This window comes from Streptomyces sp. E-08, assembly GCF_049913095.1.
Taxonomy (GTDB): domain Bacteria; phylum Actinomycetota; class Actinomycetes; order Streptomycetales; family Streptomycetaceae; genus Streptomyces.
This window is the reverse complement of the sequence record NZ_CP183971.1, coordinates 3,218,508-3,230,684: the sequence shown is the minus strand read 5'-3', so window position 1 is coordinate 3,230,684 and position 12,177 is coordinate 3,218,508. Positions and strand designations below refer to the sequence as shown.

Annotated in this window: 11 protein-coding genes and 1 tRNA gene; 11 read left to right on the top strand and 1 reads right to left on the bottom strand. The window is 73.0% G+C overall.

Features of this window, described 5'->3' with window-relative positions; genetic code table 11:
- The first annotated feature begins 115 nt into the window (after positions 1-115).
- The 9 genes from ACN9MM_RS14690 (at position 116) to ACN9MM_RS14650 (ending at position 8,146) form a co-directional block, all read left to right on the top strand.
- Positions 116-1,237 carry a TIGR03364 family FAD-dependent oxidoreductase gene (locus ACN9MM_RS14690; protein WP_426364038.1) on the top strand — a complete coding sequence of 374 codons (1,122 nt, stop codon included), beginning with the start codon at positions 116-118 and terminating at the stop codon, positions 1,235-1,237.
- A complete protein-coding gene (locus ACN9MM_RS14685; RefSeq protein ID WP_426368743.1) occupies positions 1,231-1,920 on the top strand; it encodes a phosphonatase-like hydrolase in 690 nt (229 codons plus the stop codon). Before ACN9MM_RS14690 ends, ACN9MM_RS14685 begins: the two co-directional genes overlap by 7 nt.
- Positions 1,917-2,969 carry an ABC transporter ATP-binding protein gene (locus ACN9MM_RS14680; protein ID WP_426364037.1) on the top strand — a complete coding sequence of 351 codons (1,053 nt, stop codon included), beginning with the start codon at positions 1,917-1,919 and terminating at the stop codon, positions 2,967-2,969. The genes ACN9MM_RS14685 and ACN9MM_RS14680 overlap by 4 nt, the downstream gene beginning before the upstream one ends.
- On the top strand, positions 2,962-3,837 hold the full coding sequence (locus tag ACN9MM_RS14675; protein ID WP_426364036.1) for a 2-aminoethylphosphonate ABC transporter permease subunit: 876 nt from the start codon (positions 2,962-2,964) through the stop codon (positions 3,835-3,837). The genes ACN9MM_RS14680 and ACN9MM_RS14675 overlap by 8 nt, the downstream gene beginning before the upstream one ends.
- Positions 3,824-4,621 (top strand): ABC transporter permease, encoded by a 798-nt coding sequence (locus tag ACN9MM_RS14670; protein WP_426364035.1) that lies wholly within the window; start codon positions 3,824-3,826, stop codon positions 4,619-4,621. The genes ACN9MM_RS14675 and ACN9MM_RS14670 overlap by 14 nt, the downstream gene beginning before the upstream one ends.
- A 23-nt stretch (positions 4,622-4,644) precedes the next feature.
- On the top strand, positions 4,645-5,703 hold the full coding sequence (locus ACN9MM_RS14665; protein WP_426368742.1) for a 2-aminoethylphosphonate ABC transporter substrate-binding protein: 1,059 nt from the start codon (positions 4,645-4,647) through the stop codon (positions 5,701-5,703).
- Positions 5,704-6,018: 315 nt separating this feature from the next.
- Positions 6,019-6,798, top strand: coding sequence for an HAD-IIA family hydrolase (locus tag ACN9MM_RS14660; RefSeq protein WP_426364034.1), 780 nt, complete (start codon positions 6,019-6,021; stop codon positions 6,796-6,798).
- Positions 6,799-6,872: 74 nt separating this feature from the next.
- Positions 6,873-7,478, top strand: coding sequence for a hypothetical protein (locus ACN9MM_RS14655; protein WP_426364033.1), 606 nt, complete (start codon positions 6,873-6,875; stop codon positions 7,476-7,478).
- On the top strand, positions 7,475-8,146 hold the full coding sequence (locus tag ACN9MM_RS14650; protein WP_426364032.1) for a class F sortase: 672 nt from the start codon (positions 7,475-7,477) through the stop codon (positions 8,144-8,146). Before ACN9MM_RS14655 ends, ACN9MM_RS14650 begins: the two co-directional genes overlap by 4 nt.
- A 313-nt stretch (positions 8,147-8,459) precedes the next feature.
- On the opposite strand, the gene ACN9MM_RS14645 is transcribed toward ACN9MM_RS14650, so the two are convergent.
- Positions 8,460-8,533, bottom strand: a tRNA-Lys gene (locus ACN9MM_RS14645).
- Positions 8,534-8,717: 184 nt separating this feature from the next.
- Between ACN9MM_RS14645 and ACN9MM_RS14640 the strand changes: the two genes are divergently transcribed.
- Both ACN9MM_RS14640 and ACN9MM_RS14635 read left to right on the top strand, forming a co-directional pair.
- The gene (locus ACN9MM_RS14640) at positions 8,718-10,073 is read left to right on the top strand and encodes a peptidoglycan-binding protein (protein WP_426364031.1); all 1,356 of its coding nucleotides are present in this window, start codon (positions 8,718-8,720) and stop codon (positions 10,071-10,073) included.
- 454 nt (positions 10,074-10,527) lie between these two features.
- Positions 10,528-12,093 (top strand): SPFH domain-containing protein, encoded by a 1,566-nt coding sequence (locus ACN9MM_RS14635; RefSeq protein ID WP_426364030.1) that lies wholly within the window; start codon positions 10,528-10,530, stop codon positions 12,091-12,093.
- Positions 12,094-12,177: the final 84 nt, after the last annotated feature.

The window sequence follows — 12,177 nt, the reverse complement described above, 5'->3', positions numbered from 1 at the left end:
CACCCCCGCATGATCACGGAATGGTAACGGGTCTGGTCCAAGCTTGTCGGGCCGTTCACCGTCCCGTCGCCCACCGGATCCGTCCGGTCCACCCGATCCCGCGACCGTCGACGTCATGAAGGTGATCGTCGTAGGAGCCGGCGTGGTGGGAACCATGCACGCCTGGCACGCAGTGGAACGCGGCCACGAGGTCGTACACATCGAGCGCGAGGCCGAGGCGCGCGGAGCGTCCCTCCGCAACTTCGGCCAGATCTGGGTGAGCGGACGGGCGGGCGGGGAGGAGCTCGACACCGCCCTGCGCGCCCGCGAACTCTGGGAGGGCATCGGCGCCCGCGTCCCCGGCCTCGGCTTCCGGGCCATCGGCTCCCTCACCCCCGTACGGAACGAGCTCGAACTCGCCGTCGCCGAGGCCGCCGTGGCCCGCCCCGACGCCGCCGCCCGCGGCTACAGGCTGCTCACGGCCGCCGAGGCCCGCGCGGTCAACCCGGCCCTGCGCGGCGCTTTCGAGGCGGCCCTCTGGTGCGAGCGGGACGCGGCCGTCGAACCGCGCCTCGCCCAGCTCGCCCTCCGCGAGGCCCTCCTCGCCACCGGGAAGTACACCTTCCTGCCGAACCGCGAGGTCCGGGACGTCGTGGGAGAGAACGCGGTCCGCGACGACCGCGGCGAGACCCACACCGGCGACGCCGTCGTCCTGTGCACGGGCGCCTGGCTCTCCGGCCTCGTCCGCGAGGTCGCCGGCGAGATACCGGTCCGCCGGGTCCGGCTCCAGATGATGCAGACCGCACCCCTCGGCGAGCCGCTCACCACCTCCGTCGCCGACGCGGACTCCTTCCGCTACTACCCGGCGTACGCGTCCCCCGCCCTGGACGCCCTCAACGAGGGCCAGGCGCAGGACCCCACCGCCGCCGCCCACAAGATGCAGCTGCTGATGGTGCAGCGGCTCGACGGCGGGCTGACCATCGGCGACACCCACGAGTACGAGCACCCCTTCGCCTTCGACACCCTCGAAGACCCCTACGAGCACCTCACCCGCGTCGTCGAGTCCTTCCTCGGCCGCCCGCTGCCGAAGATCCGGCGCCGCTGGGCCGGGGTGTACGCGCAGTGCGTCGACACCAGCCGGGTCGTGCACCGCCAGCGGGTCCGCGACGGCGTCTGGCTGGTGACCGGACCCGGCGGCCGGGGCATGACCTGCTCTCCCGCCATCGCCGAGACGACCGCGAACGAACTGGGCTGGTGAACACCGTGAAGAAGAACAACCTCGTCGTCCTGGACATGGCCGGTACGACCGTCGCCGACGGCGGCCTCGTCGAGCAGGCGTTCACGGCCGCCGCCGAACGCCTCGGCGAAGACCCGGCCACGATGATCGACTACGTCCGCGCCACCATGGGCGAGTCCAAGATCTCCGTCTTCCGCCACCTCTTCGGCGGCGACGAGACCCGCGCCCAGGAGGCCAACCTCGCCTTCGAGGCGGCGTACGGAGAGCTGGTCGCCGACGGTCTCATCGCCCCCGTCCCCGGCGCGGCCGACGCCATCGCCGCCCTCCGCGACCAGGGCCGGACCGTCGTCCTCACCACCGGCTTCGCCCGCGTCACCCAGGACGCCATCCTCGACGCCCTCGGCTGGCGGGACCTCGTCGAGCTGACGCTCTGCCCGGCGGACGCGGGCGGCCGGGGGCGCCCGTACCCCGACATGGTCCTCGCCGCGTTCCTCCGCACCGGGGCCGTCGACGACGTACGGCAGATCGTCGTCGCGGGCGACACCTCGTACGACATGCTCAGCGGGGTCCGCTCGGGCGCCGGGATCGTCGCGGGCGTCCTGACGGGCGCGCACGACGAGGCCGCCCTCAAGGAGCACGGCGCCACGCACGTCCTCGCCTCGGTCGCGGAACTCCCCGGCCTGATACGGGAGTACGAGGCATGATCAGCGGCATCCGCTTCGACGGCGTCACCGTCACGTACGGCAGCAACACCGTCCTCGACTCCCTCGACCTGACCGTCGAGCCCGGCGAGGTCATGGCCCTCCTCGGCCCCTCCGGCTCCGGCAAGACGACCGCCCTGCGGGCCGTCGCCGGATTCGTCCGGCCCGCCTCCGGGCGGGTGCTCATCGGCGACCGCGACGTCACCGCGCTCCCGCCGTACAAGCGGGGCATCGGCATGGTCGTCCAGCAGTACGCCCTCTTCCCCCACCTGAAGGTCGTGGCCAACGTGGCCTTCGGCCTGAAGGCCCAGAAGGTGCCGAAGGGCGAGATCCCGGGGCGGGTCGCCGAAGCCCTGGAGATGACCGGGATGGCCGCCTACGCCCAGCGCCACCCCCGTGAGCTCTCCGGCGGCCAGCAGCAGCGCGTCGCCATCGCCCGCGCGCTCGCCATCCGCCCCCGGGTCCTCCTCCTCGACGAGCCCCTTTCGGCGCTCGACGCCCAGCTGCGCTCCGGGATGCTGACCGAACTCGCCCGGCTCCACCGCGAGCTGCCGGACGTGTCGATCCTGTACGTCACCCACGACCAGGTGGAGGCGCTGACCCTCGCCGACCGGATCGCCGTCATGGACAAGGCGCGGCTCCAGGACTGCGGCACCCCGCAGGACCTGTACCGCCGCCCGCGCACCGAGTTCACGGCCTCGTTCGTCGGCAACGCGAACCTGCTGCCGGTGACGGTGGGCGCGAAGGGGGTCACCTTCGAGGGACTGGAGCTGGAGGTGCCGGCCTCCGAGGCCGCGCCCGGATCCACCGCCACCCTCTGCGTCCGGCCCCACCTCGTCGGCCTCGGCCCGGGGCCCAACGCCCTGAGCGGCCGGATCACCGAGGTCCAGTGGCGGGGCTCCACGCACCGGCTGTACGTGGAGGTGGGCGGGCATCGCGTCAAGGCGGACGTACGGGAGCTCAGGGAGACGCCCGCACTCGGTACCGAGGTGACGGTGCACTTCGCGCCGGACGACGCGGTGCTGCTGTCCGCAGGGGTCGGCCATGGCTGAAGGCCTCCTCGAACGGCGACCCGCACCGGGGGTCGTGCCCACCGGCTCCGCCCCGGCGGAACGCAGGCCCACCACGCGCGTCCGGCTCTGGGCCCTGCCCCCCGTCGCCGTCCTCGCCGTCGTCTTCCTCTACCCGCTCGCGCTCGTCGTGCGGGAGTCGCTCGCCCCCGGTGCGTACGCCGAGGTCTTCGCCTCCGCCTCCTTCCGCGACGCACTCGTCACCACCGTGTGGCTCGCCGTCGCCGCCACCGCCGGCTGTCTGGTCCTCGGCTTCGTCCTCGCGCTCGTGATCGCGTTCGTGCCGTTCCCCGGCGGGAAGGCGGTGTCGAAGTTCATCGACGTCTTCCTCTCCTTCCCGTCCTTCCTGATCACGCTCGCCCTGCTGTTCCTGTACGGCTCGGCCGGCATGGCCAACGGGATCTGGACCGACGTCACCGGCGACCCCGCGGGCCCGTTCCGGTTCCTCACCACCCCGTGGGGCGTCCTGCTCGCCGAGATCACCTACTTCACCCCGTTCGTGATGCGCCCGCTCCTCGCCGCGTTCTCGCAGATGGAGACCGCCCAGCTGGAGGTCGCGTCCTCGCTCGGCGCCCGGCCGCTGCGGATCGTCCGGCAGGTGATCCTGCCCGAGGCGCTGCCCGCGCTCGCCGCCGGCGGCAGCCTCGTCCTCGTCATGTGCCTCAACGAGTTCGGGATCGTCCTGTTCACCGGGGCCAAGGGCGTCACGACCCTCCCGATGCTCGTCTACAGCAAGGCGATCCTCGAATCCGACTACGCGGCCGCCTGCGTCGTCGCCGTCGTCAACGTCGCCCTCTCGGTCGGCCTCTACGTCCTCTACCGGGGGGTGAGCCGCCGTGCTGGTGCATAGCCGTCCGGGCAGGTGGACCGCGTGGGTCCTGTTCGCGGTGCTCTTCGTCCCGCTGTTCGCCCTGCCGCTCCTCGTCATCCTCGCCGCCTCGTTCTCCACCCACTGGTCCGGCGCCTTCCCCTCCGGACCCACCGCCGCCCACTACACGGCGGCCGTGCGCGGGGAGTCCCTCCAGGCGCTCACCACCAGCCTGGTCACGGCCGTCACCGCGAGCGTGATCGCGCTGACCGTCGGGACCTGGGCCGCGCTCGCCGCCGCGGCCCTGGGGAAGAGGGGCAGGAGGATCCTCGGCGCCCTCTTCATGCTGCCGGTCGCCGTGCCGTCCGTGGTCGTCGGCCTCGCCGTCCTCGTCGCCTTCTCGCAGCCGCCGATGCTCCTCAACGGCACCCGCTGGATCGTGATCCTCGCGCACACCGTCCTCGTCACGGCGTTCGCCCACCAGTCGGTCTCGGCCGCCATCCGGCGTCTGGACCCGATGTACGAGCAGGCGGCGGCCAGTCTCGGCGCCCGGCCCTCGTACGTCCTGCTCCGCGTGAAGCTCCCGCTCCTGCTGCCGTCCCTGAACGCGGCCGCCGGGCTCTGCTTCGCCCTGTCCATGGGAGAGCTCAGCGCCACGATGATGCTCTACCCGCCGGACTGGACCCCGCTGCCGGTGCTCATCTTCACCGCGACCGACCGGGGCTCCCTGTTCACCGGCTCGGCGCTCGCCGTGGTCCTCATGGCCGCGACGCTCCTCGCCCTGCTCGCCGTCTCCCGTATCCGTACCAGAGCGTCCTACCGCTAAGTCACCCAGGAGAGAACAACGTGATGCGTACGTACGCCAAGCCGGTCGCCGCCCTCACCGGCGCCCTCGTCCTCGCCGCCACACTCAGCGCCTGCTCGGGCTCCTCCGCCGCCTCCGACGAGAAGGTCGTCACCGTCTACAGCGCCGACGGCCTCAAGGGCGAGGCGGGCGACGGGTGGTACGACAAGGTCTTCGCCGACTTCGAGAAGCAGACCGGCATCAAGGTGAAGTACGTCGAGGGCGGCTCCGGCGAGATGGTGCAGCGCGCCCTCCGCGAGAAGAGCAACACCCAGGCCGACGTCCTCGTCACCCTGCCGCCGTTCATCCAGCAGGCCGGCTCCAAGGGCCTGCTCCAGCCGTACGAGCCGAAGGGCGCCGACCAGGTGAACGGCGGCGACAAGTCCGGTGACGGCACCTGGACCTCCGTCGTCAACAACTACTTCGGCTTCGTCCACAACGAGAAGGAGCTCCCCGGGGCCCCGAAGACCTGGGAGGAGCTGCTCGACGCGAAGTACAAGGACAAGCTGCAGTACTCCACCCCCGGCGTCGCGGGCGACGGCACCGCCGTCCTCATCAAGGCGATGCACGACTTCGGCGGCAAGGAGCCAGCCATGGAGTACCTGAAGAAGCTCCAGGCCAACAACGTCGGCCCGTCCTCCTCCACCTCCAAGCTCGCCCCCAAGGTGGACAAGGGCGAACTCCTCGTCGCCAACGGCGACGTCCAGATGAACTTCGCCCAGTCCAGGTCCATGCCGAACCTCGGCATCTGGTTCCCGGCGAAGGGCGGCGGCAGGCCCACCACCTTCGCCCTGCCGTACGCCGCCGGCCTGGTGAACAAGGCCCCCCACACCGAGAACGGCAGGAAGCTCCTCGACTTCATGCTGAGCGAGGGCGCCCAGCGCCAGGTCAGCGCGATCGGCGGCGGCTTCCCCGCCCGCAAGGACGTCAAGGCCACCGACGCCAACGCCATCGAACTCGCCAAGCTGATGGAGGGCGTCGAGGTCTTCGAGCCCGACTGGGCCGACGTCGACAAGAACCTCACGGCGTACGTCGACGCGTGGAAGTCCGCGACCGGAAGCTGACCGGCCGCCGGGCGGCAGCCAAGAGTTCACCGTACGGCTCCGGAAAGCCTCCGAACATCGCGGAAAGATAACGGGTACGGACCAACGCCCCTGAGGAATCAGGGGCGTTGGCGCGTCCCGTCACCTTCCACGGGCCCCACGGAGGACTCCGACATGCCGCTCCACGGCATCTCACGCCGCACCGTGCACAACTGGTACTGGACGATCGACGGGGTCAGGATCACCACATCCTGACTACGCTGGGGGCGTCGCCACAGCGCTGTCGCGGCGCCCCCCAGCACACCGCATGTTATGTACGGCAGGAGTCCCGCACCCATGGCAGAGCGCAAGCCGATCGAATCCTGGCTGACCGACATGGACGGCGTCCTCATCCACGAGGGCGTGCCGATCCCCGGCGCCGACGCGTTCATCAAGAAGCTGCGGGAGACCGGGAAGCCGTTCCTGGTCCTCACCAACAACTCGATCTACACGGCCCGCGACCTGCACGCCCGCCTCGCCCGCATGGGCCTGCAGGTCCCCGTCGAGAACATCTGGACCTCGGCCCTCGCCACCGCCAAGTTCCTCGACGACCAGCGCCCGGGCGGCACCGCGTACGTCATCGGCGAGGCAGGCCTCACCACCGCCCTCCACGACATCGGCTACGTCCTCACCGACCACGACCCGGACTACGTGGTGCTCGGCGAGACCCGTACGTACTCCTTCGAGGCGATGACCAAGGCCGTCCGCCTCATCAACGCCGGCGCCCGCTTCATCTGCACCAACCCCGACGAGACCGGCCCCTCCCTGGAGGGCCCGCTCCCGGCCACCGGCTCCGTCGCCGCCCTCATCACGAAGGCCACCGGCAAGGAGCCGTACTTCGCGGGCAAGCCGAACCCGCTCATGATGCGCACCGGCCTCAACGCGATCGGGGCCCACTCCGAGTCCAGCGCGATGATCGGCGACCGGATGGACACCGACATCCTGGCCGGCCTGGAGGCGGGCATGCAGACCTTCCTGGTCCTGACCGGGCTGACCACGCAGGCGGAGATCGACCGCTTCCCGTTCCGCCCGTCGAAGATCGTCCCGTCGATCGCGGACATCGTCGACCGCGTCTGACGGACCCGCGCGCCGTCCCCTGCGGATGCGGGAAACGCGGATCCGGGTGACCCTGCCAGTATCAGGAGGTCACGATGCGTTCAGGTCTCATTGCTCTCCGTGCCGCAGGGGCGGCCCTGGTGCTCGTACTGGCACCGGCGGCCGGCGGCGCGTACGCCCACGACGGGGTGAAGGCCACCGTCACCCCGTCCACCGCCTCGCCGGGCGCCGACATCGACGTCCGCGTCCAGGGCTGCAAGGGCACGACCGGCGCCGCCACGTCCAAGGCCTTCGTCGCCGACGCGGAGCTGACCGGCCGGGACGGCGGGGGCGGCCCGCTGTTCGGCGACACCATGATCCGGTCCGGCCTCGAAGAGGGGACCTACCGGGTCAGCGTGGTCTGCGACGGCCACGACCACCGCGACGTCGGCACCGTGCAGGTCCGGCACCGCCAGGAGCCCACCCACCGGCCGACGCACCCGCCGACCCCGATCGCCCCGGTCCGCGCAGGCGGCGGCGGCACCGCCGCCTTCGCCGCGCCCGCCGCCCCCGGCGTCGCCCAGACCACCTCCGAGAGCGGCCTCGGCACCCCGTACACCCTGCTCGGGCTCGGCATGGCCGCCGTCGCCGCCGTCGCGGTCGCCTTCCGCAGCTCCCGCCGCCGCACCGCCGAGCCCGGTACCGGTACCGGCGAGGAGTGACCGTGGCGTCCGGCACCCGCCCGGCGGGCACCGGGCGGCTCGTCACCGGCGTGACCTGGGCGCTCCTGCTCTCCGGGCTCTGGCTCTGGGGCCGCGAGGCCACCGACGGGCCCGGCGGCAGCTCCGCGCCGACCACCGGCGACATCGCCGCGGTCGGCCGCCCGCCCGGCGTCGAGCTGCCCCCGGCCCGCGCCCCCCTGCCGTCCCTCGAACCCCGGCGGGTCGACATCCCCTCCCTCGGCATCAGCGCGCCCGTCGTGGCGCGCGGCCTGGACGACACGGGCGCCGTCGACCCGCCGCCCTACGCGATGCCGCACACGGTGGGCTGGTTCGGTTCCGGTGTCCGGCCGGGCGCGGCCGGCGCGGCCCTCCTCGTCGGCCACGTCGACACCGAGACCCGCCCCGCCGTCTTCTACGGCCTGAGCGCGGCCCGCCCCGGGGCGAAGGTCCGCGTCACCCGGACGGACGGATCGGTCGCCGAGTTCACCGTCGACGACGTCCAGGTCTTCCCGCGCGACGGCTTCGACGCCGCCAAGGTCTACGGGGCCCGCGACCCCCACCGCGCCGAGCTGCGCCTGATCACCTGCGGTGGCACGTTCGACCGGGCGGCGGGGACGTACACGGCGAACGTGGTGGTCTCGGCGTACCTGACGGGGACGGGCGCCTGAGGCACGTGGGGGAGGGGCCCGGACCGGGGGGTCGGGCGCGGACCGGGGGGGTCGGGCGCGGACCGGGCCCCGGCCGGCGGGGCGCGTCCCGGCCGCCGCCGGCCGGGCCGGTCCTCGACCGCGGGGCTCACGGGCCGCGGGAGGAGCCCGGTGCCGCCGCGGGAGGTCGGGGTTCCGCACACTGTAGGGGCCCGGCCCCCGCCGGGCCCAGGGGGTGGACCGTAACCGGCCCGCGACACACGGTGGTTGGCGCGGAAAGCCCGGAGAAAGACCAAGACCCCCTCACCATCGGTGAGGGGGTCTTGACTCTGCGTGCGCCGCCAGGGACTCGAACCCCGGACCCGCTGATTAAGAGTCAGCTGCTCTAACCAACTGAGCTAGCGGCGCCTGCTGACAGAGAGAACTCTACCTGACCGGAAGGCGTGCTCCTGACCAATACCGGTCCCCTCCGGCCTGTCGGATGGTCGTATCAGGCCTTCGATCCGTCAAAATGCGATTTGTCCAGACAGTTGAGACACTGACGCCCGAAACAAGGGTCCAAAAGATCTTGACGAGTGTGGAGGGGAATCGCATGAGCGTGCCGGTCTTCGAGGAGTTCGAACCCGCGGCCGACTGCGGCTGCCCGGGGTGCGCCCGGCAGCGGCGCGACCTCGCCCTGGGTCTGCCCGTCCGGGCGGGCGGCCACCCGGCGGCGCACGGAGCCCGCCGCGCGCTGGTCCTGGTGACGGCGGCGGGCGTGGTCCTCGGTGGGGGCGGGACCGGAGTGGCGGCGTCGGTGGACACGGCGGACTTCACGGATTCCGCGGGCTCGGCCGGCCCGGTGGACACCCCCTGGCCCGGGCCCGAGACCCCGCAGGGCGGACGGGGGCCGCTGCACGGCGCCCCGGGCCCCGGCGCGGACCCGGCCCCGGACACCGTCCCGACGACCAGTCAGATCGCGACCGGGACGCTGCGGGAGACCACCCGCGCGGAGATCATCAACCGGGCCAAGCAGTGGGTCTCCGCCCAGGTCCCGTACTCGATGGAGAAGTACTGGTCGGACGGCTACCGCCAGGACTGCTCCGGCTACATCTCCATGGCCTGGAACCTGCGCAGCAACGAGTGGACCGGCAGCCTCGACCGCTTCGCCGAACGGATCGACCGCACCGAGCTCCAGCCCGGCGACATCCTGCTCTTCCACAACCCGGCCAACCCGACCCGCGGCTCGCACGTCACGATCTTCGGCGGCTGGACCGACTACACGCACACCTCCTACACCGCCTACGAGCAGACGAAGCCGCGCACGCGGAAGCAGGCGACGCCCATGGCGTACTGGGAGAACTCCGACCGGTACGTGGCCTACCGCTACAAGGGCGTGGTGAGCGGCGGCACCGGCGGCGGGGCGCAGCCCACGGAGACGGCGCCGTACCCCGGGGCGGGGAAGTTCGGCCCGGGGGCGAACAACGCGGACGTCACCCGGCTCGGGCAGCTCCTCGTCGAGCGCGGCGGCAAGAAGTTCTACAGCAAGGGCCCCGGCCCGAGGTGGGGCGAGGCGGACCGCAGGGCGACCCAGGCGTTCCAGCTCGCGCAGGGCTGGAAGGGCAAGGAGGCGGACGGCCTGCCCGGACCGCAGACGTGGAAGCTCCTCGTGACCGGCGGGGGCAAGGACATCGGCGGTTCGAGTGGTTCCGGCGGTCCGAGCACGAATGCGACGGGGTTTCCCGGGCGTGGCTCCTTCCGTCCGGGCCAATCCAACGCATATGTGGAGAAGCTGGGCAAACAACTGGTGAAGCGGGGCTTCGGCAAGCACTACCTGTCGGGACCCGGTCCGCGCTGGACGGAGGCGGACCGCCGCAACGTCGAGGCGTTCCAGCGGGCACAGGGCTGGCGCGGCGCAGCGGCCGACGGCTACCCGGGCCCGGAGACCTGGCGGCGTTTGTTCCGATGACCCCGAGAGCATGAGGTGGACCCGAATGACGGCATCGACCCCGAACCCCGCGGACTCCGGCGCGGCGGCTTCGCGTGACGCGGCCCGCACGGCCAGACGTCTGACGGACGGCACCCTCCCGCGCACGTCCCCACCGGACCCGGACCAGCTCCGTGAGCGGACACCGGCCCCGGCACCGGACCCGGGCCCGCCGACACCCACGCCCACGCCTACGGCGCCGGACGCGCCGGACGCGCCCGAGGGGCCGGGGTCGGGGTCGGTGCCGGGCGCGCCGGGGGCGGCCCAGGCGGCACCGGCGCGCCCGGCGGGGATCGGGGCGGGCGCGGTGCGGACGGCGCCGGTGTCCGGCGGGCCGGGGCTCGTGGCGGCGGGTTCCGTGTGCGCTGCGGCGCCGGTGAGCCCGGCGGGGCCCGTGAGCCCGGCCGGGCTGGCGGGCGGTGGGACGGAGGCGGGGGTGCCGGAGGCGCCCCCGGTGCGAGCCGCGGCCGCGGTGCCGGAGCCCGCTCCGGCCCCGGACGGTGACGGCCCCGCAGGAAAGGCCGCCGACATGACGGCCGACGTGACCGTCGGCGAGACGGCCGACGTGACCTCCGGCGTGACCTCCGGCGAGACCGCCGGCAAGAAGGGCGACGAGGGCGCCGACAAGACCCTTGCCGACAAGACCCCTCCCGACGAGACCGCCACCCCCACCCCCACCCCCCACGCCCTCGACTTCGGGCGGATCAAGGGCGCGGGGGTCGGGACCGTCGCCCTTCCCGTGGCCGCCGTGGTGCGGGTCGCGCGGCGGAAGAACGTGATCGGGACCGAGACCACCGGTTCCATCCCGGTGCACCTCCTCTTCCGTGACGAGCCGGAGGCCCCCGTACCCGTCGCCAAGGGCGACGACGGGGGGCCCGACACCATCTCCATGGACGCGCCCACCCCGCCGGCGACGGGCCGCAAGCCCGCCATCCCGGCCCCGTCGAAGGTCCAGGCCCCGGCCAGGCCCGACCCCGAGCCGCGGACCGCACCGAAGTCCACGGTGCGGCCCGTGTCTCCGTCCGACCCGCGGTCGAACGCCCAGTCCGGGACCTCGGCCGGGACCCGGTCCGTGTCCCGCCCCGCGCCCACCGCCGATCCCGCTCTCGTCGAGCGGCCCGGGCCGGTGCTGCCCGGGTGGGTGGGCGTGGTCGCCGGGGCGCTGGCGGTCGCCGGGTGCGCGGCGGTCGTGTGGTGGGCCGGGGCGGTGCCCGCCGAGGCGGCGCGGATGCTGCGGCTGCCGACGCGTCCGTACCACGGCATCCATCTCGGACAGTGGGCCCTCCTGGCCCTGGGTGTGGTGCTCGCCCTCTTCTCGCTGGGCGGTCTCGGCCGCGGCCGGGTCGGCTACGCCTGGGTGCTGACGCTGTACGGCGACTACCGGGGCACGGTCCGCCGTACGGGCCTGCTGTGGGTCAGCCCGCTGCTGCTCCGCCGCCGGGTGGACGTCCGGCTGCGGCACTGGCGCAGCGAGCCGCTGTCGGCGGTGGACGCGAAGGGCACCGCGCTCGACGTGACCGTCCTGGTGGTGTGGCGGGTGCGGGACACGGTCCGGGCCGCGCTCGGGGTCGACGGGCACGAGGAGTACCTGCGGGAGCAGGTGGAGGCGGCGATGGCGCGGGTGCTCTCGCAGCTTCCGGCGGACGCGTTCCACGAGGACGCCCCGACGCTGAGGGACGCGGAGGCGGTCGGCGAGGCCCTGACGCGGATGCTGTCGGCGGAGTGCGCCCCGGTCGGCGTGGACGTGTTCTCGGCGCAGCCGACGCGCATCGAGTACGCGCCGGAGGTGGCGGCGGCGATGCGCCGGCGCCGGATCGCGGCGATCGACGCGAAGCACCGGGACAGCGTGCTGACCTCGGTGGTGGACGCGGTGGACGACGTGGTCCACCGGCTGACCAGTCGTGGTCTGGTGGAGCTGGACGACTACGAGCGCAAGGCGCTGGTCAAGGACCTGACGGTGGCGTTCTACACGGGCAGGACGGGTCCCGTGGAGGGTGCGTGACGGGGATGGACATGTTCAACTTCCGTCCATACCTTGGTACTTGGTCCAGACCAAAGTGCAAGTGAAGCAGTACCGTACGCGCGC